This is a genomic window from Massilia aquatica, from assembly GCF_011682045.1.
In the GTDB taxonomy this organism is placed as follows: Bacteria; Pseudomonadota; Gammaproteobacteria; order Burkholderiales; family Burkholderiaceae_D; genus Telluria_A; species Telluria_A aquatica.
On sequence record NZ_VVIW01000010.1, the window covers coordinates 23126 to 44577 of the forward strand.

20 protein-coding genes and 1 tRNA gene are annotated in these 21452 nt (G+C 63.6%); 12 read left to right on the forward strand and 9 right to left on the reverse strand.

Going from position 1 to position 21452, the window contains the following annotated elements:
• Positions 1-75 precede the first annotated feature (75 nt).
• The 4 genes from F1609_RS35070 (at position 76) to F1609_RS17620 (ending at position 4743) form a co-directional block, all read left to right on the forward strand.
• Complete coding sequence (locus F1609_RS35070) at positions 76-2064, forward strand: calcium-binding protein (RefSeq protein WP_167077717.1); 1989 nt, start codon at positions 76-78, stop codon at positions 2062-2064.
• A gap of 67 nt (positions 2065-2131) precedes the next feature.
• Complete coding sequence (locus F1609_RS17610; protein ID WP_167077718.1) at positions 2132-4126, forward strand: calcium-binding protein; 1995 nt, start codon at positions 2132-2134, stop codon at positions 4124-4126.
• A 48-nt stretch (positions 4127-4174) separates the two neighbouring features.
• Positions 4175-4264: transfer RNA gene (locus F1609_RS17615), tRNA-Ser, on the forward strand.
• A 266-nt stretch (positions 4265-4530) separates the two neighbouring features.
• Entirely contained in the window at positions 4531-4743 is a 213-nt protein-coding gene (locus F1609_RS17620; protein WP_167077719.1) for a hypothetical protein, read from the forward strand.
• Between the two features lie 260 nt (positions 4744-5003).
• Here the strand turns inward: F1609_RS17620 and F1609_RS17625 are convergent, their stop codons facing one another.
• The 3 genes from F1609_RS17625 to F1609_RS17635 all read right to left on the reverse strand — a co-directional run bounded on the left by F1609_RS17625 (position 5004) and on the right by F1609_RS17635 (position 7553).
• Complete coding sequence (locus F1609_RS17625; RefSeq protein WP_167077720.1) at positions 5004-5576, reverse strand: DUF308 domain-containing protein; 573 nt, start codon at positions 5574-5576, stop codon at positions 5004-5006.
• Between the two features lie 219 nt (positions 5577-5795).
• Positions 5796-6380 carry a TetR/AcrR family transcriptional regulator gene (locus F1609_RS17630; RefSeq protein WP_167077721.1) on the reverse strand — a complete coding sequence of 195 codons (585 nt, stop codon included), beginning with the start codon at positions 6378-6380 and terminating at the stop codon, positions 5796-5798.
• 114 nt (positions 6381-6494) lie between these two features.
• On the reverse strand, positions 6495-7553 hold the full coding sequence (locus F1609_RS17635; protein ID WP_167077722.1) for an AI-2E family transporter: 1059 nt from the start codon (positions 7551-7553) through the stop codon (positions 6495-6497).
• Positions 7554-7699: 146 nt separating this feature from the next.
• Here F1609_RS17635 and F1609_RS17640 point away from each other — a divergent pair, with 146 nt between their 5' ends.
• Positions 7700-8431, forward strand: a complete 732-nt coding sequence (locus tag F1609_RS17640; RefSeq protein ID WP_167077723.1) for a hypothetical protein — start codon at positions 7700-7702, stop codon at positions 8429-8431.
• Positions 8432-8439: 8 nt separating this feature from the next.
• Positions 8440-8823 (forward strand): ferredoxin, encoded by a 384-nt coding sequence (locus F1609_RS17645; protein WP_167077724.1) that lies wholly within the window; start codon positions 8440-8442, stop codon positions 8821-8823.
• A 26-nt stretch (positions 8824-8849) separates the two neighbouring features.
• On the opposite strand, the gene F1609_RS17650 is transcribed toward F1609_RS17645, so the two are convergent.
• Complete coding sequence (locus F1609_RS17650; RefSeq protein WP_167077725.1) at positions 8850-9257, reverse strand: YbbD-related protein; 408 nt, start codon at positions 9255-9257, stop codon at positions 8850-8852.
• 72 nt (positions 9258-9329) lie between these two features.
• The gene (locus F1609_RS17655) at positions 9330-11129 is read right to left on the reverse strand and encodes a class I SAM-dependent methyltransferase (RefSeq protein ID WP_308609427.1); all 1800 of its coding nucleotides are present in this window, start codon (positions 11127-11129) and stop codon (positions 9330-9332) included.
• A 141-nt stretch (positions 11130-11270) separates the two neighbouring features.
• Here F1609_RS17655 and F1609_RS17660 point away from each other — a divergent pair, with 141 nt between their 5' ends.
• Positions 11271-11555, forward strand: coding sequence for a hypothetical protein (locus F1609_RS17660; RefSeq protein ID WP_167077727.1), 285 nt, complete (start codon positions 11271-11273; stop codon positions 11553-11555).
• 16 nt (positions 11556-11571) lie between these two features.
• Positions 11572-12489 (forward strand): ADP-ribosylglycohydrolase family protein, encoded by a 918-nt coding sequence (locus F1609_RS17665; RefSeq protein WP_167077728.1) that lies wholly within the window; start codon positions 11572-11574, stop codon positions 12487-12489.
• A 52-nt stretch (positions 12490-12541) separates the two neighbouring features.
• On the opposite strand, the gene F1609_RS17670 is transcribed toward F1609_RS17665, so the two are convergent.
• Entirely contained in the window at positions 12542-13279 is a 738-nt protein-coding gene (locus F1609_RS17670) for an NUDIX hydrolase (protein ID WP_187363051.1), read from the reverse strand.
• A 139-nt stretch (positions 13280-13418) separates the two neighbouring features.
• On the opposite strand from F1609_RS17670, the gene F1609_RS17675 reads away from it, so the two are divergent.
• The 3 genes from F1609_RS17675 (at position 13419) to F1609_RS35245 (ending at position 18024) form a co-directional block, all read left to right on the forward strand.
• Complete coding sequence (locus tag F1609_RS17675; RefSeq protein WP_167077730.1) at positions 13419-14288, forward strand: TIGR02452 family protein; 870 nt, start codon at positions 13419-13421, stop codon at positions 14286-14288.
• A gap of 127 nt (positions 14289-14415) precedes the next feature.
• Positions 14416-16203 carry a DUF885 domain-containing protein gene (locus F1609_RS17680; protein ID WP_196785453.1) on the forward strand — a complete coding sequence of 596 codons (1788 nt, stop codon included), beginning with the start codon at positions 14416-14418 and terminating at the stop codon, positions 16201-16203.
• 117 nt (positions 16204-16320) lie between these two features.
• On the forward strand, positions 16321-18024 hold the full coding sequence (locus tag F1609_RS35245; RefSeq protein ID WP_167077871.1) for a methyl-accepting chemotaxis protein: 1704 nt from the start codon (positions 16321-16323) through the stop codon (positions 18022-18024).
• On the opposite strand, the gene F1609_RS17690 is transcribed toward F1609_RS35245, so the two are convergent.
• The gene (locus F1609_RS17690; protein ID WP_167077731.1) at positions 18021-18683 is read right to left on the reverse strand and encodes a TetR/AcrR family transcriptional regulator C-terminal domain-containing protein; all 663 of its coding nucleotides are present in this window, start codon (positions 18681-18683) and stop codon (positions 18021-18023) included. The two genes, F1609_RS35245 and F1609_RS17690, sit on opposite strands and share 4 nt — an antisense overlap.
• 103 nt (positions 18684-18786) lie before the next feature.
• Between F1609_RS17690 and F1609_RS17695 the strand changes: the two genes are divergently transcribed.
• Positions 18787-20247 carry an FAD-dependent monooxygenase gene (locus F1609_RS17695; RefSeq protein ID WP_196785454.1) on the forward strand — a complete coding sequence of 487 codons (1461 nt, stop codon included), beginning with the start codon at positions 18787-18789 and terminating at the stop codon, positions 20245-20247.
• 160 nt (positions 20248-20407) lie between these two features.
• Here the strand turns inward: F1609_RS17695 and F1609_RS17700 are convergent, their stop codons facing one another.
• Together F1609_RS17700 and F1609_RS34670 are read right to left on the reverse strand one after the other, a co-directional pair.
• A complete protein-coding gene (locus tag F1609_RS17700; protein WP_167077732.1) occupies positions 20408-20908 on the reverse strand; it encodes a protein-tyrosine phosphatase family protein in 501 nt (166 codons plus the stop codon).
• An 11-nt stretch (positions 20909-20919) separates the two neighbouring features.
• On the reverse strand, positions 20920-21357 hold the full coding sequence (locus F1609_RS34670; protein WP_229421932.1) for a hypothetical protein: 438 nt from the start codon (positions 21355-21357) through the stop codon (positions 20920-20922).
• Positions 21358-21452 lie beyond the last annotated feature (95 nt).

Consider the following 21452-nt stretch of genomic DNA (forward strand, 5'->3'; position numbering starts at 1 on the left):
AACGGCGCATCATAGCTATCCGCGCATGACGGAACGCCTTTCTTGCCTCGACTCAACCTTCTGTTAGGAATTGCCATGTCCACATTTTTCATGCTGTCCGCGGCTGACGACGAGCTGTTACGTCCGGCGAATTTCCTGGTGACCGGCCTGACCCTGACCGGCACCGCCAGCAATGACATCCTGCGCGGCGGCGCGTTTGACGACCGCATTTTCGGGCTGGGTGGGGCCGACCTGATTCGCGGCGCGGAGGGCAACGACTACATCGAAGGTGGCGACGAGGACGGCTCGGGCGACCGCCTGTACGGCGGCGACGGCGCCGACAGCGTGTTCGGCGGCGCCGGGGACGACGTCATGTTCGGCGACGCCGGCAACGACGCCCTCGACGGCGAAGGCGGCACCGACCAGATCGACGGCGGGGCCGGGGACGACCTCGTGCGCGGCGGCGATGGTCGCGACTTCCTGAGCGACAATCTCGGCAGCAACATTCTCCTCGGGGACGGCGGCGACGACAGCCTGAGCGCCACCGGCGCCGGCGCCGACCGCCTCGACGGCGGCAGCGGCAACGACGCGCTCGAAGGCGGCAACGGCAACGACAGCCTGTATGGCGGCGCCGGCCACGACGCGCTGACGGTCAGGGCGGCGGCGGGCAGCACGGCGCCCGGCGAGTGGCTGCTGCTTGGGGGCGACGGCAACGACACGCTTGGCTTTCATGCAACGGCGGCGCCGATCGTGGTGCACGCCAGCGGCGGCGCCGGCAGCGACGCGTTTGCGTTTTCCGGGGGCGTGCACGGCGAAACCATCATCATCGACGATTTCGTGGTGGGTCCGGATGGCGACAAGCTTGCCCTCGGCTCCCTGCACTCCTTCTACAACAACAATCCCTTCGGCGCGCCGGGCTACTTGCGCCTGCTGCAGCAAGGCAACGATACCCTGTTGCAGAGCGACGCCGACGGCGCCGCCGGCAGCGCCGCCACATTTCGCACGGTGGCCACCTTGCTTGGCGTGCGCGCGCAGGATGTCTTGCCGAACAATTTTGTCGAAGGTTATAACCAGGATGGCTCGATCAACGGCATGCAGGTGCAGGCTGGCAGCGGCAACGACTTTATCCTCGGCGGCGTGCTCAACGACACCATCTATGGCGGGGCCGGCGACGATCGCCTGCTCGGCTATTTTGGCGATGACGTGCTGCGCGGCGAAGACGGCGTCGACGACCTCGACGGCTCTTACGGGAACGACCTGCTCGACGGCGGCGCCGGCGGCGACTACCTGACTGGCGCGCAAGGAAACGACACCCTGTATGGCGGCGCCGGCGACGACCTGCTGTCGGGCAAGGAGGGCAAGGACTTGCTGTATGGCGGCGATGGCGACGACCAGCTGTTCGGCGAGGGCATTGACACGCTCAACGGCGGCAACGGCAACGACAGCGTCTCCGCCTACTACGGCAGCTACGTGATCGATGGCGGCGCGGGCGACGACCGGATCAACACCGGCGGCATCGATGGCCTGCTCAACGGCGGTGGCGGCAACGACATCATCCGTGTGCAGACCGACGCCGACGTGGGTGCCTTCGGCGGCGCCGGCAACGACCGGATCGAGATCAACGCCAACGATTACCTGGGGCAAGGGCGGGTCGTGGCTAACGGCGGCGAGGGCGACGACACCATCATCCTGACGCGCCAGACGCAGAATTCGAACCAGGTGACGGCCATCGGCGGTGGCGGCAGCGACCGTTTCGGCGTGGTGGGGAGCGTGGGTACGAGCATCTTCAGCGTGCGCGATTTTGCGGTGGGCGCCGGCGGCGACCGCATCGACTTGTCAAGCCTCTTGAACGGCGCGGTGCCGCCGGGCGACCCGTTCGCCACTGGCGTGCTGCGTTACCTGCAAAGCGCGAACGACACGCTGGTGCAATTTGACGCCGATGGCGCGGCGGGTGCGCAGGCGGATTTTGTGACGATGATGAAATTGCTGGGGGTGCTGGCGACGACCTTGACGCCGGAAAACCTGATTACCTCCGTGCAACCGGCGCTGGTCGGGACTGCGGCGGCCGACTGGGCGATGGCCTGAGTTGCTGCCGGCCGCGCCTTGCGCACCGCACCTTTTGTCGCCCTTCAACCTCTCCTAAGGAATTGCCATGTCCACATTTTTCTTGCTGTCCGACGCCGACGAGGACGCGTTACGGCCGGCAAATTTTTTGGTGACCGGCCTGAACCTGACCGGCACCGCCAACAATGACGTCCTGCGCGGCGGTGCGCTGGACGACCGGATCTTCGGCCTGGGCGGCGCCGACCTGATCTTGGGCAGCGGCGGCAACGACACCATCGACGGCGGCGACGAAGACGGTCCGGGCGACCGCCTGTACGGCGGCGACGGCGCCGACAGCGTGTTCGGCGGTGGCGGCGACGATTATCTGTTCGGCGACGCCGGCAACGACCTGCTCGACGGCCAGGGCGGGATGGACCAGATTGACGGCGGCGCCGGCGACGACGTGCTGCGCGGCGGCGACGGCGCCGACTATCTGAGCGATGACATCGGCAGCAACATCATGGCCGGCGGTGCGGGCAACGACCACCTGCTCGCCATGGGCCCTGGTGCCGACCGCCTCGAAGGTGGCCTGGATAACGACATGCTGGAAGGCGGCACCGGCCATGACAGCCTGTACGGCGGCGCGGGCATGGATGCTTTCAACATCGGTGCGGCAGCCGGCAGCATGATTCCCAGCAATGTGCTGGTGTCCGGCGGCGATGGCGACGACCGCATCGCCATCTTTCCCGGTACCACGGCCACAACGGTGCATGCCAGCGGCGGCGCGGGCAGCGACCTGTTTATTTTCGCCTACGGCACGCACGACGAAGCCATTTTCATCGACGACTTCAGCGCCGGTGCCAGCGGCGACGAGCTCGCCTTCGGGGGCATGCTGCCATTGCCCCATCTCAATCCCTTCGGCGCGCCCGGCTATGCGCGCCTGCTGCAACAGGGCGGCGACACACTGGTGCAGATCGATGTCGATGGCGCGGCGGGCACTGCCGGCAGTTTCCGTACAGTGGTCATCCTCACTGGCGTGCAGGTGCAAGACCTGATCCCCAACAATTTCAAGGAGGGCTACAACCAGGATGGCTCGCAGCACGGCAAGACCATCCAGGCGGGCAGCGGCAACGACAACCTCTACGGCGGCGTGCTTGACGACACCGTCGACGGCGGTGGCGGCAACGACCAGGTGTGGGCCGGCGACGGCAACGATAGCGTGTACGGCGGCGATGGCAACGACGACCTGAGCGGGTCTGGTGGCAACGATTTGCTCGACGGCGGCGCGGGCAACGACTACCTGCACGGCCAGGACGGCAATGATACGCTCAACGGCGGAGGCGGCGACGATATGCTCGATGGCCACATTGGTGACGACGTAGTCAACGGTGGCGACGGTAATGACCAGCTGTACGGCAGCGGTGGCGGCAACGACGTGTTCAACGGCGGCAACGGCAACGACCGGATCGGCGCCTTCGGTGGACAGGTCGTGGCCGACGGCGGGGCGGGGGACGACACGATCGTCATCGAAGGCACCGGGGGCCTGCTCAATGGCGGCAGCGGCAACGACATCATCAAGGTACAGACCGATGCCGATGTCGGCGCGTTCGGCGGCGCCGGCCGCGACCGGATCGAGATCACCGCCAGCGATTACCTGGCGCAAGGGCGGGTGCTCGCCAATGGCGGCGAGGGCGACGATACCATCATCCTGACGCGCGAGACGCAGAATTCGAACCAGATAACAGCCATCGGCGGAGGCGGCAGCGACCGCTTTGGCGTGGTGGGCAGCGTGGGGACGAGCATGTTCAGCGTGCGCGATTTTGCGGTGGGGGCGGGCGGCGACCGGATCGATGTGTCGGCGCTCTTGAACGGGCCGGTGCCGCCGGGCGACCCGTTCGCCAGCGGCGTGCTGCGTTACCTGCAGAGCGGGAGCGATACGCTGGTGCAGTTCGATGCCGATGGGGCGGCGGGACCGCAGGCGGGTTTTGTGACGATGATGAAGTTGCAGGGCCTAGTGGCGACCACCTTGACGCCGGAAAACCTGATCATGGTGGTGGAACCGTCGGTGGTTGGCGTTGCGGCCGTGGAATGGGCGCTGGGCTGAGGGCAAATTGCCCAAGCCCGGGGGTTTTCTGTATAATCGCGGTTTGCAGGAAGCGTGGCCGAGCGGTTGAAGGCACCAGTCTTGAAAACTGGCGACGGTGTGAGCCGTTCGTGAGTTCGAATCTCACCGCTTCCGCCACCGTATTCTGAAAGCCCCTGACGGGGCTTTTTCTATTTCCACCGCTCGTAGAATTGACTGATCTTCTTAACGTCCAGCCCGCTTGGCCTACACTGCGACGATCAGGGCGGCATCGCGCCAGAAATCATGGTCCTTGATTTTCATATGGACGCGTGATGAGCTTGAAACCGAACTGGCACAGAACCGCTGGGTTCATCTTCTTGGTCACATCCGACCCTCGCGCAGCCGCGCCCTTACCAGCTGGAAATTAACACGTGGACCCCATCATGAAAAATCTGTTGCAAGAAATGTTGTACTGTGAATTTTTACTCAAATGTGAGACCAGCAATTGCCGTAAATTTTTCGAGTGCGATGAAGTGGCTACTGAACCGCTGGAAGAATGGTCGGCACGGGCTGTGGTCCTGGCGGAAGACTGCGGCTGGACTATCGGCCATACAGGGCTTGTAAAATGTCCTGAGTGCACGGAAATGAAACGTTAGTTCAGTGCGACTACCGGTATGAGGTCAATGCCGACCCGAATTCCTCTCGCGCACCAGCCATGAGCTGCGCACGCCGCCATCGTCCGGCGTGCCTGTGCTGGCCGACCGCAAGCGCTTGTCGCAGGTGATGCTCCATCTGCTGTCGCATGCGGTCAAGTTCAACCGTCCGAGCCGCCCTTGCAGCGCTGGCATTCCAGGGGCCGACGACTGAGATGCGCGAGCGCCGCCTGCATCCCGCGCAAAACCAATCGATCCCGGCACTAAGCGCGGCGGCGACGGTATGCGCCGGCACTGAGCAACAGGCCCGACACAAGGAAGTAGAAACCGCCGAAGCCGGCATAGCCAGCCAGGCTGGCCACTGTCGGTACCGCTGGCAACTGTGCCTGGAAGATGAAAAATCCGCCGGCAAGCGCCGACTGCGCGCCGCTCAGGATCATCGCCCATTGCGCACCGTACAGCTTCCAGCGGCGCACGGCGCTACCCAGCTGGAGCAGCCCGGAGACGATGGCCCAGGCACCAAAAACACCAAGCACCCGGTGCATGTCAGGCAGGGCTATGGCGAGCGCGACAGCAACCAGCCCGCTGGCAACAGCATTGAATAATTGGGTGGGATTGTTCGTCAGGCCCCCGTGCCGCCAACCGTCGATGCCATTGGCCAACGCATCCCAGGCCGGATAGCAAACCAGCAGGAAGGCGGCGGCGCCGGGTGAACGCGGCGCCACGGTGAGCACGGCAATCAGCCATAGAAAAGAAAAACCGGCCCGGGTAAAGTAATAGCCTTTGAGCCAGTCTTCCTGGGCGGGGCGAGCGGAAACGGGCGTTTGGTCAGTCATGTAGTTCTCCATCTATTGAATAAGCGATTGCATCGCGGGGGGCATACCCTCAGCTACCGGCATGGAACGATCAAATCTTTCATCAACCTACTGGTTGGTAGGTTGATGGTGCAGCAAAAAACCCTCTCCAGCAGTGCGCCATGCGTTGTCCGGATCGGGCGTGGGATTGTTTAGATCATGCTCAGGGTGAAGTGAATACCAGGACCGTGACTGATGGCACTAGCGGTGCTTGGAGATCCGTTCCAAGTGCGCCCTGGTGATCGTGCCGAATACGCTGGTATCGCCGTATGCCCGCGCCGACAGCATTGCCCCGTGTACGACAGCCATCAACATGTCCGCTTCGATCCGGGGCGTGTTCGTCAAGCCGATGGTTCCTTGTTCGACGCCCCGCTCAAGCACCGACGCCATCCAGGTGGAGAGAAAACGGAAATAAGAGCGCACTTCAAGCGCCACTTCTTCCGGCAACATGGGAAGCTCTCCGGCCAGCAAGGCGCACACACAGAACGGCGCGCTCAAGTCCTCGATGCATTGTTCCCAATAGTTGAGGTAGGCGCGCAGCTGTTCCAGCGGGTCCGATATCGCCTGCGCCAGATTGCGCAGTCCGTCTTCCGTCGCGGCGCGATGTTGCAACACCACCGCCTGCACCAGGTCGACCTTGTTCGGAAAATGGTGGTGGATGCTGGGTTTGCGAATGCCGACCACGCCGGCGATGTCCGCATAGCTGAAGCCGTTGTAGCCGCCTGCAACGATCAGGACGCGTGCGCAGGCCAGGATATCGTCGGCAGTCGTGGACATTTTTTTCATGACCCAATATTACCTTCTAGTAGGAAGGTAAGTCAAGTCGCGGCGCAATCGCCGAGCAAGGGGCATGCAAGCGACTGCGCGTCCGTGCATCCCCTTGTATTCGCAGGGCCGGGATCAATCGGTATGAAACTCGCTGGCCGAGGCAAACAAATCCCACGATGCGATGAACAGCGCCGCCACCACAGGCCCGATCACGAAACCATTCAGGCCGAACAGCGCCATGCCGCCAACCGTGGAGAGCAGCACCACATAATCGGGCATCTTGGTGTCCTTGCCCACCAGGATCGGGCGCAGGATGTTATCGACCAGGCCGATCACGATCACGCCGAAGGCGATCAGGGTAATGCCTTCCCACACCGACCCGGTGACCAGGAAATACACCGCCACCGGCGCCCACACCAGCGCCGCGCCGATGGCCGGCAGCAGCGACAGGAAGGCCATCACCACGCCCCACAGCACCGGCGCCTGCACGTCGAGGAACCAGAAAATCAGCCCGCCCAGCGCACCTTGCGCAATCGCCACCAGGATATTGCCCTTGACGGTAGCGCGCGTGACGGCGGTGAAATTGCTGAACAGGCGCTGCTTGTATTTGCGGCTCAGCGGCACGGCGCCGCGGATGCGCGCCGCCAGCGACTGGCCGTCACGCAGCAGGAAATACAGCAGGTACAGCATGATGCACATGCTGACCATCAGGTCGAAGGTATAGCTGCCCACATGGATGGCCTGGCGCGCGACGGTCTGGCTGACCTGCGAGGCGCCTTCGGTCATTTTCTGCTGCAACTTCGACAGCGTGCTCAGGTCGAAGCGTTCCAGCAGGTTGACGGCCCACTGGGGCAGCGCGCTCATGATCTTCTTGAAATAGGTGCCCACGCTGATGTCGCCGGAGCGTACCATCTCGTACACGGTGGCGGCCTGGTCGACCAGCGACACCGTGATCAGCGCCAGCGGCAATATCACCATCACCACGATCGACAGCAAGGTCAGCAAGGCGGATAGATTGGGTTTGTTGTTGGTTTTCTTGAGCAGCCAGCGGTTCAGGGGCGCGAACAGGATCGCCAGCACCACGCCCCAGAACACGGCGCCGGCATAGGGCGCCAGGATCCAGCCGAAGCCGATGGTGACCATGGCGAGAAGAAGCAGAAACGATTTTTGCTGAAGCGTGAACTGTTGCATAGTTGGTGATATGAATTCGATAATTATTGTAGGCCCATCATAATCTATCCCGGCGCCGGGGTGCGTGCGTTGGGATACGCAAGCGCACCCGCGGCGGGCCGGCGTTGGCATCACTGATAGAATATAGCCAACTTTCGGGCCCACACATGACCAACAAACACATCAGAAAACTCACCGCCGCGTTCCTGTTCGCCCCGCTGCTGGCGTTTGCGGCGGCGCCCGCCACCGGTATCGACGCGCGCCATGGCAGGGTGGATGTGGTGGCGGGCGCGCAGGGCGCCGATCTGCTCGTCGCCGGCAAGAAAATCGCCAGCCTCGGCGCTGCCGGCGCCTCCCTGTTTCCCATCGCCTCCGTGGGCGAGCGCGACTATGTCGTGGTGCAGGCGCAGCGCGCCGGGACGAGCTGCAAGAATGCCTATCTGCTGCTGGAACTGTCCGACGCCGCGCCGATGCTGTCAAAGGAATTTGGAAGCTGCCGCGACCTTGCCGGCGTTGGCAATGCCGGAGCCGCGCCGGTGGTTCATCTGAACAACCGGGCGGACCCGCAAGCCGGCGTGGAAAGTTATCAGTGGAAGGAGGGGGAGGTGATCATGGCGTTCGAGTCGCCCAGCCTGTGCAGCGCGAACGGCTTCCTGGCCCAGAAAAATGCGCAGCCATTGAGCGCGCCGCTGTCCAGCCATGTTGCCGGCACCGGACGCTTGCAGTTCCTGAGCGCGCCCGACCCCGTCTGCGCCATGCCCGGCGTGTTCGTGGTACCGGGCGACAGCGTCAGCACCAGCCTGGCTTCCGGCGCCTTCGTGTATGCCAATTACACCAACCCCAGGAGCGGACGCAAAGTCCAGGGCTGGGTGCCGCGCGCCCGTCTGGCCGAGCACTGACAGCCGTCATGGAACGCGACTTTTACCGTCACCCCGAGCGCTTCCCCGGTAATGCAGACGGGCCTTTCTATACGACCGGCTATCAGCTCGACGACGGCACATGGTACGGCGACTGCATGTTCTGCGGCACGCCTGAAATGGCGGCGCCGACCTTGCTCTCGCCCGTGACCGGCGAGGACGCCAATACCTACTTTGTGCGTCAACCAGCCACCGCCGAAGAAATCGAGCAGGCGTGTGAGGCCATCGACGCTTGCTGCGTCGGGGCGCTTCGCTACGGCGGACGCGACCCGCGCATCCTGGCAAAGCTGCCCGCGGCGAGCTGCGATTACCGCAAGCCGGGCTATCTGCACAGGCTTGTCAGGCTGCTTTTTTCAAAGCGCAGCGCCATATGATCAAACGGTAGCAGAAGACGTGCTGCTCAGATCCCGCGCGACCACATCATGTAGTTGCAGTGTCCGGCGGCTCCCTTGCAAAAAAAGACCCAGAGCGATTCCTCGTCTTCCAGTATGCGCACCTCATCATCGTCTTCGCGCATGTTCTCCACTGTCTTTGCCGCGCTGTCGTAAGGTGCGGCGATGGGCCGATATGGTCCGGAGCGCGCCATGATCAGGCGGTATTCGGCGGGATGAACGTCGACGTCGCCGCTTGAAGTGTTGAGGTCAGGGTTATTGATGATCCGGATACCGGTGGTGGAGGGCGGCAGGATAGCGGGTAACCATCCCCGGTCGAGCGGTTTATCAGCACGCGCCGCCAGCAGCGTTGGATAGCGAATTCCCACTTCACTGCCGGGCATGATATACAGGAAGAGCGCCAGGAGCGCCGTCAAGGCGACGATCACCGTGAGTAGAATACGCAGAAACCTGTCATGTTTTTACCGCCGCCATCGCCGCCCTGTCATTCAATTCGCATATGCCGGGTCCGCAATTCCAATGGGTGCCGCCGATTCTACGCGCCTCGGTTCCCATGGCCGCAAGCCCTGGTCTTTTGCCAGGCGAATCCGATGCACTTTCATCGCGTCGAGAATATCCGAGGTTTGCGCGCTATCGCTCAGCATGGGCAGGGTTTGCCCCGCTTCGAGAAAAAAACGCTTGCTGGCCTCGCTCTCGCCGGACAGAAACGCATCGCGCCACCAGGCCGTGATGCAGTCGCCGGCGCGTTCCAGAGCGGCCTGCGTTACCAAACGGTTGGATTTCTCGTTATTGATCTTTTTGGAGGCGGGCATCAGGTTCCAGGCGTCGCCGCAAGGCCAGGCGGCGAACGGGAAGCAGTGGTCGACATCGTAATCGTCGCGCAGGCGCTGGCCGGACCAGACGCAATACACGGCTTTTCCCGCTTCCCGCATACGCGCGACGGCGGCGCGTGCAATGCGCGTGTCGCGTTCCGGATCGGCCCAGGCCAGCAAGGCGTGCGCGCGTTGTGGAATATCGGGCAGGCGCTTGCCCGCATACGACTCGATCAGCCGTACCCATTCCGCTACCAGCACCGGCTCGACCCAGACGTTGTAGCGGGTGAGCGCTTGCCAGATCTGGAGCGGCACGCGCAACTCGCCGAAGCTCCACAGGAATGGTTCGTCAATCAGCAGCGTCGATGGCGCTGCCGTCTGGCGCAGCGCATGAATAGCGAAGATCGGTTCGCTGCCGGCTGGCCAGCACAAATACTTTGCCGGCATGCGGCGAATGGTGCCGGCAATCTCCCACAGGCTGCGGTGCAGGTGTTTGGCCGAGTCGCCACCGAACAGGGCGCCCACGCGCAGTTCGGCAGGCTGGATCAGGCGCAGGGCGTTGAAACTGTCCGTCACAAAACCGGGTTTGGTGCCGGCGCGCGAGGCCGGCATTTGCGGCAGGCCGTTTTCGATCAGCGGCTTGTACATGCGCATCCAGAACAGCGCGGCCAGTCCCATCGGCACCGCCACATAATCGGCTTCATGGCGCGCGCAGCCGCCGGCCGTATCGGCCATGCGCGCCACAATGCGCAGCAGCGCGATTTTGTAGGTCGACGACTTTTCGTCGACCAGCACCAGATGGCGCAGCAGGGGCAGGGCGCCGAGGCCATCGTCCGGCAGGCCGAAGACGGCGCTGGTCCATGCGATGCCGGGCCGTCCAAGCCGGTCGGCGCTGTCGGTCGCGCGCAGCAGGCGTAGTCCGAATTGCTGGGCGTGGCCAGATAATTCGTGCAGCGAGACGGGGTACATGGCGCGCTCGCTATCCGGTTCGCCCAGGCGCAGGCTGATCGCAATGCGCCCGCTCGGCGCAAGCATGGTGGCAAGTTTGCGCAGGGCCCGCGCGCGTGCTGCGGGCGGCACATGCATCCACACGGCCGACAGCAGGATCAGGTCGAACGTCAGTCCCAGCCGCCTGACCTGGGGCAGGTCGGGCAGCGAGTCGGCCAGCCAGTGAATGTTTTGTGCCCGGTGCAGCGCGCGCGCCTGGGTGCGCATGGCGTCCGATGGCTCGACGGCGACGACGTCGTATCCGCGCCTGGCCAGCCAGGCGGCATCGCGCCCGGAGCCCGCGCCGACGTCGAGAATCGTCGCTCCGGGTTCCGGCAGCAAGTCGATCAACCCGGCATGAACTTCCTCGAACGACAGCGATTCGTATTGCGTGACCAGTTCCTTGGCGTTTCGCTCGTAGTGCGTGAACTCGGTCATTGGGCTCGCTGGTGATTGTCGTCGTTTTACTGATAATAACATCTCAGCCATGCGGCAATGAACTGGTCGGCTCAGCGGGAAGTTTGTGCATATTTCATGTGGCGGCTGACGGCATCTGCGGGATTTAATCGAAGAATATGTACTGTAAAATATGGAACTATTACATTAGCCGCAGCGACAGGATAAAAATAGATGGAAATGCCATTCCGAGCTGGATTTCCGCTCGCTGCCTCGATGATATTGACGGGCTCAGTTGTGTTGCTTTGTATTTTGACGGGCATTTTCGCCCAAGCCACTGCGCTCGATTACCGTCAGCTGCTGCGCTTCGTTCTTCTGTATGGATGTCTTCCTCAACTAGTCATTTTTGCCATCCTGGCAGCGAACTGCACGCGCAAGTTTGCCGCTACTGTGGCGGTGTTTGTCATCGCCACTTGGATTCCTGTCGCACAGTTGGCGGTACGCGTGTTCCTTGTTTAGTTATTGGTCGTCTCTGATGAGTCCATTTTCCCGCGCACTTGAATCGCTTGACGGCCTCGCTACCGGCGACGCATTCGGCCAGTGCTTTTTCCAGCTGGTCGATCCGGAAGCCAATGTGGCCGAACGCCGCTTGCCGCCGGCGCCGTGGCATTACACCGACGACACCGAAATGTCGCTGTCGATCCTGGCCGTGCTCGCGCGGCGCGGCCGGATCGACCAGGACCTGCTGGCCGGCAGCATGGCCGCACGCTACGATTACGACCGCGCCTACGGTCCGTCGATGCACCGGGTAATGGCCCGCATCGGCAAGGGCGAGGATTGGCGCGAGGTCGCCGCCAGCACTTTCGAGGGGCAGGGTTCCTGGGGCAATGGGGCGGCCATGCGCGCCGCGCCACTAGGCGCGTTTTTTGCCGATGACCTGGCGCTGGCGGCTGCGCAGGCGGCGCTGTCGGCCGAAGTCACGCATGCGCACGCCGAAGGGGTGGCCGGCGCCGTGGCTGTGGCGCTGGCCGCCGCGCAGGCGAGCCGTCTGCGCGGATGCGCCACGTTGCCGGCCTCATGCGATTTTCTCGAGAGCGTGGTGGCGCTGCTGCCCCCAAGCGAAGTGCGTTCGCGCATCGTGCGGGCGCAGTCGATCGGCAGCGTGAACTCGCTGCAGTTTGCGGTGTCGATTCTCGGCAACGGCATCGGCATGTCGGCGCAGGATACCGTGCCGTTTGCGCTGTGGTGTTGCAGCCACCATCTTGGGAATTATGAAGAGGCGCTGTGGCTGGCCGTCAGCGCCGGCGGCGACCGCGACACCATCTGCGCCATCGTGGGCGGGATCGTGGCCTGTAGCGCCGGGGCGGCAGCCATTCCGCAGGAGTGGACAAGCCGGCGCGAGCCACTGCCACACTGGCATCTGCCAACCGGGACGGAGCACGGCGTGCGCTGAGCGCAACAGTAACTGGCGCAGGATTTTTACCGAATCGCCGCCGGCATGACCATTACGCCCCCATTGTCCTGCTGAAAAACACGGTCGGCTGGCCGCTGCGAATGCGGTACAGCTGGGCCGGACGATTGCTGCCATGGCGCTGCTTGCCGGTGATTTCTTCCAGAAAGTCGCCTTCTTTCACGCGTTTGCGAAAAGCGCTTTTATCGATGGCCCGCCCCAGCACGATTTCATACACGCGCTGCAAATCGGACAGGGTGAATTCAGGCGCCAGCAGGTGCGCCGGCAGCGAGGTGTATTCGACCTTGTTGCGCAGCCGCTGGATTGCCGTGGCCAGGATCGCGCCGTGATCGAACGCCAGTTCCATGTCCACCCCGGCCGCGCCGACCGGGTGCCAGGAGGCGGCATCGGCTCCCGAGCCGTGCTGCAGTTCGATATGGTCCGAACCGATCAGCGCGAAATAGGCAAACGTGGCCGACCAGCCGCGCGGATCGCGCGTGCTGCTGCCGAAGCCCTGCAATTGCTCCAGATAAGGCGCCGTCACGCCGGTCTTTTCACGCAGCTTGCGCAAGGCGGTTCCATCCAGGTCGGGGTCGTTGCGGATATCGATAAACCCGCCGGGCAGCGCCCATTGCCCTTTGGCCGGGTGCGCGCCACGGCGCACCAGCAGCACGTGCAAGGCCTGCTCGCGGACCGTGAAAATCACCAGGTCGACGCTGGTCAATGGCACATCGAATGCGTGGATGTTGTAGCTGGCGAGATATTCCTGTTCGGTGAGATCGGCGTTACCCATTGTTGTCCCCATTGTCGCAAACGCGGATTCTATCACTGTTGCTGCGTTAGTAGAAAATTACAACTAAGTTAGTTGTAATTTTATACTAAGTGATTTATGCTGCGTCAGCCGATGGCAACCATAAAAAAAAGGAACAATCATGAGTATCAATCGAGATCGTCGCGCATCAATTGCGCAAGAGACCCTGGCGGTCATGGAACGGGGAAGTTACCAGAATGCGCGCGGGGAGGACGTGTCGATCGCCGATGCGCTGGCGCTGGCCGTGGCGCAGTCGCGCCACTATACGTCCGACCGCCTGTCGCAATTGAGCCAGGACCTGGTTCCCGGCCAGGCGAAGGTCACGCAGTTCGAGGTGCGCAACGAATCGAGCCTGGCCGCCGCGCGCCGCATTGCCGGCGGGGGACGTCCGGATCCGCTGTGCCTCAATTTCGCCTCCGCGAAAAACCCCGGCGGCGGTTTTCTGGGCGGCGCCGAAGCGCAGGAAGAAAACCTGGCCAAGTCGTCCGGCCTGTATGCGTGCATTGTGCAGATGACGGACATGTACAACGCCAACCGCGCACTGCGCTCGTGCATCTATAACGACGACATGATTTATTCGCCCAAGGTGCCGGTGTTTCGCGACGATGCCTACGGGTTTCTCGACGCGCCGTATCTGGCCAGCTTCGTCACCGCGCCCGCCGTCAACCGTGGCGCGCTGGCCCGCAATGAACCGGAACGGATGCGCGATGTGGAATCATGCATGCTGCAGCGGATCGACAAGCTGCTGGCGCTGGCCCTGCACCATGGCCATAGCGACCTGATTCTCGGCGCCTGGGGCTGCGGCGTGTTCGGCAACCTGCCCGAAGAAATGGCCGGCTGGTTTGCGGCGCACCTGCTGCATAACCCGCGCTACAAGAATGCCTTCGGCCACGTGACGTTTGCGGTACTCGACCGAAACAACCGCGGGACCTTCGCCGCATTCGATGAGGTATTCGGCAGCCCGATCCAAAAGGCGAGCAATAGCGGTTGATTTCCAGCTTGTTCGCGGATAGTCGATGAGGGAAGCTTTGATCAATCGGCCGCAATCTGGTAAAAGTATGCTCCGCGCGTCCGGTCGCTTATCGACCGCGCCGCATATGTATAAAACAAGGAGCGTCATGCCGAAGTCCCCAACCCCTATTCGCACCATTCGCAGCGTGCGCGCCGCCGTCGCGCTGGCCATGCTGTCGCTGTGCGCCGCCGTTTCCGCCGCCGAGCCGGCGTGGGTCACCAAAAGTAATGCCAACGCCAAGCTGGTACTCAATGTGATGGCCAAGTATTCGCCCGAAAGCGCCAGCGGCCTTGGCGTCGACGGTTACGACGAGCAGATTACCGATCTCTCGCGCGATCACTTCGAGCAGACCAATAAAGATACCCGCGCCGTTATCGCCGAGCTGCAAAAACGCCGCAAGGCCGAAACCGACGCCAAGATCCGCCAGGATATCGATATCCTGATCGGCAGCGCCGAAGACCAGATGCGCGCGGATGCCCTGAACCGCAAACACTTTGTTCCCTTCGATAACCTGACCGCGCAGCTGTTCGGCGTGGTGCGCCAGACGCTCGATCCGCGCATTCCAAAGGAGCGCCAGAAGACCCTGCTGGTGCGCCTGCAAAAATACGCCGGCCTTGCCAAGGGATACCGCCCGGCCACCGAACTGGCGGCCGAGCGCCTGCAAGAACGCCTGAAAGCGAACAAGACCCTGATCGGTCCTTTCAAGGATGAAGTGGAGCAGGCGATCAACGATAGCCCGACCCTGATCAAGGGTATCAGGGACTTGCTCGCCAAAAGCGACCTGCAAGGCTGGGAACCGAGTTTCGCCGCGCTGGAAACGCAGCTGACCGCCTATAACGAGCACGTGAAAAAGCAGATCCTGCCGCGCGCCCGCAGCGACCACCGTTTGCCGGCCGAGGTGTATGCGAACAACCTGCGCCAGTTCGGCGTCGATATCAGCCCGCAGGAATTGATGGCCAAGGCGCTGACCTCGTTTGCCGAAATCCGCAACCAGATGAATATCACGGCGGGCCTGATCGCGCGCGAACGCAAGCTGGCCAATCCGGATTACCGCGCCGTCATGGCCGAGCTGAAAAAGCAGCAGATTGCGCCCGAGCGCGTCATGCCTTTGTACGCCGACCGTTTGAACCAGATCGAGGCGGCCGTGCGCGAGCAGAAAATCGTGTCGCTGCCTGAGCGCAAAGCGGTGATCCGCATGGCCAGCACGGCCGAAAGCGCCGCCCAGCCGGCTCCGCACATGAATCCCCCACGCCTGATCGGCAATACCGGCGAATACGGCGAGTTCGTCCTGACCGCCGGCATGCCGCCCGACGCCAAGGGAAAAATGCTCGCCTTCGACGACTTTACCCACGAGGCTGCCACCTGGACCCTGACCGCGCACGAAGCGCGGCCCGGGCACGAGCTGCAATTTGCCAAGATGATCGAAACGGGTGTGTCGACCGCGCGCGCGGTGTTTGCGTTTAACAGCGTCAACGTCGAGGGCTGGGCCCTGTACGCGGAAGCCGAAATGCAGCCGTACGAGCCGCTCGATGGCCAGTTGTTCGCGCTGCAGGCGCGCATGCACCGCGCCGCCCGCGCCTTCCTCGATCCCATGGTCAACCTGGGCGAGATCACGCCGGACGGCGTCAAAGCCTTTCTGATGGACGAGGTCGGTTTGTCGGAAGGCATGGCGACCCAGGAAATGCAGCGCTACACCTTCCGCGCGCCGGGCCAGGCCACCTCGTATTTCTACGGTTACCAGCGGCTGATGGAAACGCGCCAGGCAGCCGAGGTGGCCTTGCGCAGGAAATTCAACCGCCAGGCCTTCAACGACTTCGTGCTGGCGCAGGGATTGGTGCCGCCGACCCTGCTGCGCCAGGCGGTGCTGCAAGAGTTCGTCCCGGCCCAGCGTTAAAGCGCGGCGGCACTAAATGTGCCGCTTAACAACACTCCTTGACGATCATGCGTGCTGCGGGCTTACAATCGTTCTCATCGGTTAGCCCTGTGAACGTTGCTCAAGGAGATTGTCGTGATGTTTTCCCATCTTAGAATTGGTGCGCGCCTGGCAATCGGGTTCGGCTTGACGATTTGCATCCTGCTGGTGATGTCGCTGCTCGGCATCAACCGCATCCGCTACACCAGTTCCCTGACCGACCACATCGTCAACGACCGCTACGTGCAGGTCGAGCTGACCAATGTGATGCGCAGCTACGCCAACCGTGGCGCCCAGTCGTTGCGCAACGCCATGCTGGCGCCCGATCCGGCCCAGTCCAAAGCCTTGTTGGGCAGCATGCTCGATGCCGACCGTACCGGCGCCGAGGCGGCGTCCAAACTGGGCGCGATGATGGTCGCCGATGAAGCAAAACAATTGTTCCAGGACCAGTCCAAGGCCTTCGATGCCTATTTCGTACTGCGTTCGGAAGCGGTCAAGCGCTTCGGGCAGGGCGGGCGCGAGGATGCCGTCGCCTTCCTGTTCAAGGAAGTCATTCCAATCCAGAACGCGTATTTCGGGCGCCTCGACGCGGTCCTCAAATACCAGACGGCCCTGATGGCGCGCGACGGCAAGGAGGCGGCCGACGCGTCGAGCTCGGCCGCGCTGTTGATGTTGCTGCTGCTGGCGCTGGCAACGGCCGTCTCGGCGCTGGCGGGCTGGCTGATCACGCGCTCGGTCACGGTTCCCATCGGCGAGGCGGTGGCGCTGGCCGAAACCGTTGCGCGCGGCGACCTGACCACGCGCATTGTCGTCACCCGCCAGGATGAAACCGGGCGCCTGCTCAGTGCGCTCAAAGACATGGTCGAGAGCCTGACCCGCACCGTCGGCGCAGTGCGCAGCGGCACCGATACCATCACCACCGCCTCGTCGGAAATCGCGGCCGGCAACATGGACCTGGCTTCGCGCACCGAAAACCAGGCCGCCAGCCTGGAGGAAACGGCTTCCTCGATGGAAGAATTGACCTCGATTGTCAAGCAGAACGCCGACAATGCGCGCCAGGCCAACACCTTGGTGGTATCGGCCGCCGAGCACGCCAACAAGGGCGGCCGGGTGGTCAGCGACGTGGTCGGCACGATGGGGGCGATACGCGAAAGTTCGGGCAAGATCGTCGATATTATCAGTGTGATCGACGGGATTGCGTTCCAGACCAATATCCTGGCCCTGAATGCGGCGGTCGAGGCGGCCCGCGCCGGCGAGCAGGGACGCGGGTTTGCGGTGGTGGCGTCCGAAGTGCGCAACCTGGCGCAGCGCTCGGCCAGCGCCGCCAAGGAAATCAAGGCGCTGATCGACGATTCGGTGGGCAAGGTCGAGACCGGCAGCGAACTGGTGAATCAGGCGGGCGCGACGATGGAGCAGATCATGGGTTCGGTGCGCCAGGTGGCCGACATCATGGGCGAAATCGCCGCCGCCAGCGCCGAGCAGAGCGCCGGGATCAACCAGGTGAACGGGGCGATCGTGGCGATGGACAATGCCACCCAACAAAACGCAGCGCTGGTCGAGCAGGCGGCCGCCGCCGCCGCGAGCATGCAGGGCCAGGCCGTGCACCTGGCCGAGGCGGTCAGCGTGTTCAAGCTGCATGGCGATGAGGGGGGCGGCGCGGCGCTGCGTTCGCCAGTGCGCGCAAAGGCGCTGCCTGCGGCGGCCGCCAGGGCGGCCGTCAAGCCGGCGACCAGGCTCGCCAAGCCAAGCACCAGGCCTGCCGCCAAGCCGGCCGCCGACGCCGATGCGTGGGAAGAGTTCTAGACAGCGCCGCCGATCTTGACGTCCAGGCCGGTAAGGATCAGGTCCAGCCCGGCTTCGAAACGGGCGTCGAAATCGAGGTCGAACAGGTCTGCCATTGCCGCCAGCACATGCGGATAACGTTGCGCCGCGAGTTCTTCGAAAGGAGCACGGCGGCCCAGGGCGTCGATCGGAGCGCTGGCGGACGGGTCGAGTGCCTGTTCCTCCATGACGAAGCCGAGCACGTAGTACAAAATGGAAAACGCGCCCCAGCCCGCCATGCGGGTACTGGCGCCGGCCTTGCGCAGCGGGCCGATCATCGACTCGGCCACCCGCAGCACATTGTCGGTGACGACGTAGGTGCCCGCAAACACGCGCGCGCCGTCGCGCCGGGCGAGCAGGGCGGCGCGCACCGCCCGCGCCGTGCCGGCGACCGCATCGCGCCATGAGACGGCCGGGCCGGTTCCTTCAGCCGGCAACGCCGTCGTCTGCGGTGCAACCTCAGCCATCAGCGCGTCGGCCATGCCATCCATCAAAACCTGTTTGTTGGCGAAGTGCCAGTACAGCGACGCCGCCTTGATGTCGAGGGCGTCGGCCAGGCGCCGCATCGTCAACCCTTCCAGTCCGACTTCATCGAGCAAGCCCAATGCCGTGGCGATCACCACCTCGCGTGATATTCCCATGTTTTCCTCTTTTTCTTGACAATCTAACGCTGTTAGGTTTACCTTTGCAGCTTCCCTAACGATGTTAGCTTATATGACGATGACAAGCAATGCAGAGATAATCGTGTCCGGAGCGGGTCCGGTCGGGCTGTTGCTGGCGTGCGAACTGGCGCTGGCCGGCGTGCGCGTGACGGTGCTTGAACGGCGTACGGAACCGGTGCCGCAATCGCGTGCGCTGACCATGCACGGACGCACCCTGGAAATGCTGGCGCTGCGCGGGGTGGCCGACCGCTTCCTGGCGCGCGGCATGCCAATTCCCAGCGGCCACTTCGCCGGGCTGCCGACCCGGCTCGATTTCAGCGCCTGCGACAGCACCTATCCCTTCACCCTGTTCCTTCCCCAGAGCGTGACGGAACAATTGCTGGAAGCCTGGGCCGGCGAACTGGGCGTGGATGTGCGGCGCGGGGCGACGGTTGAATCGACCGGGCAGGACGAAGACGGCGTGTGGGTCACCGGCACGCGGGACGGCACGCCGTTCCGGCTGGACGCGCGCTACCTGGTCGGGGCCGATGGCGCGCGCAGCCTGGTGCGGCGGCAGGCCGGCATCGCCTTCGATGGCTTGCCGCCCACCAAAACGGCGATGCTCGGCGACGTGCTGCTGCGCTCGCCGCCGCCGGGCCGTGCATTAAGCCTGGGCAATCCGGCGGGTGGCTTGATGGTGGTGCCGCTCGGTGGCGAGCTGTACCGGGTAATCGTGGTCGATGCGCAAGAGATCGACGTGCCGGTGGCGCTGCCGCTGACGCTGGAAGGGCTGGCGGCGGCAACGCGGCGCGTGGCGGGGGACGATTACGGCATGCATGCGCCGCAATGGCTGTCACGCTTTTCGAACCAAACCTGCCTGGCGCAGTCTTATCGTCAAGGGCGGATTTTTTTGGCGGGCGACGCGGCGCATATTCATTTGCCGGCCGGCGGGCAGGGCATGAACGTGGGCATGCAGGACGCCATGAACCTGGGCTGGAAGCTGGCCGGGGTGTTGCGGGGTGGCGCCAGCGCATCTGGAATCGCTTCTTTGCTCGACAGTTACGAAGCCGAGCGCCATCCGGTCGGGGCGGCGCTGTACCGCAACACCCTGGCGCAAAGCGCGCTGATGATGAATTCGTTCGACCCTGCGGGCCAGGCCCTGCGCGCGACGCTTAGCGAGCTGATGAAGGGCCCGGAACTGAATGCGGCCCTGGCGCATGATTTGTCGGGTTTTGGCATTCGCTATGCGGCCGCGCTGCTCCCCGTGGCGCAGGGCGGGGAGGTGTGCGCGCGCTGGACCGGGCGGCGCTTGCCGGACTGGCCGCTGCGGCATGCCGATGGCACGGTGTCATCGCTGTACCGGCATCTGGCCGGCGGGCGCTGGGTAGTGTTGCGGGTGGCGCAGGATGGTTGGCAAAGCCCGCTGGATGACGACTGGGTGGAAACGGTCACGGCAGCGGTGCCGGGAAGGGAGGCGGAACTCGACGGGGTGGCTGCGCTAGTCGTGCGGCCGGATGGCCATGTGGACCACGCCATCGCGAGCGCTATGGTTGCAAACATTTAATGTGGAGCGCGACTGGATGGCTGGCTCATGCCAGCTTTCCATGACATGCGTGCGCATGCTCGCTTGCCTACAGCGCGCTATCGGCAACAAGGTGTTTGGCGTCAGCGAGCGGGATCGCATACAGCGAGCCGATGGCGACGATGGCCTAGTCTCAAGTACGTCACCCGGTGCATTGAAGGCGCTGCCGATGCTGCACGACCCAGTCGACCTGCTCGGGCGTGTCCGGCACCTGGACGCCGCGCGCACGCGACACCAGCTTGAACGCCGCCTCGGGCGTATATCCATGCCGCACCAGTATGGCAGCGGCCAGCAAGCCGGTCCGTCCGATCCCGGCGCGGCAATGAATCACGGTATGCGCGCCATCGGCGATACGGCAAGCGATCTCCCGCACCAGTACAAACACGCCCGGCGAGGCCGGCAGGCCGCGGTCGGCAATCGGGAACGAGGTGAACGCCATCCCGTTGGCGGCGCACAGCGCCGGCGCCTCGGTCAGCCCCAGTTCGCGGATTTCGTGGCGCTCAAGCAAGGAAACCATGTCCGTAATGCCATGCCTGGCGATCCCGGAAAACTCGTCCGCGATCCATTCGCCCGCAACCGGTTTTGCCATCACGGCCAGCATTCCCTGGCCAATCGCTGCAACTTTGTAAATGTCAGGTCCCATGCTGTCCTTGATTATTCCGGGCACGCGTCATCGCCGTCGCCGGGCGCAACGGACGCCTTGCTTTTCGCGCCCGCGGGCGAGCGCAAGGGCCGGCGCCGCCGTGCCGCTTGCGCCGCGCGCACCCCGTCCAGCCAGTCGCGCCCGGACCCGGCCAGCGCGGCGTCGATCACCTCTTGCGGCAGGCAATACACCGAGGCCCAGCCGGCCCGGCCATCGGCTGTGTTGGTCGGAAAGTCCCTGCGCTCGATCGGCCAGCCGTACTTGCGGATCAGCGCCCGGATCACCGTGCTCAAGCTTTGCTTTCTTTGGTCGAAAATACTCTCAATCCCTGTCATGTCGTCCGATGCCAGCAAAACCGCCAGTACATCGGCGCGCAGGGTGCCGGGCATCTTGGGATAACGGAATGTCTTGCTGCTGGCGCTGCTGGTACTGGTGCTTCTTGTAGTCACTATGACGTCCTGAGGGGCCGGGTGGTCGAAACGAGTTTGACGATGATAGCGCGCTATGTGGGGTAACGGACAGAACAAATATTCCGATAAGAGGA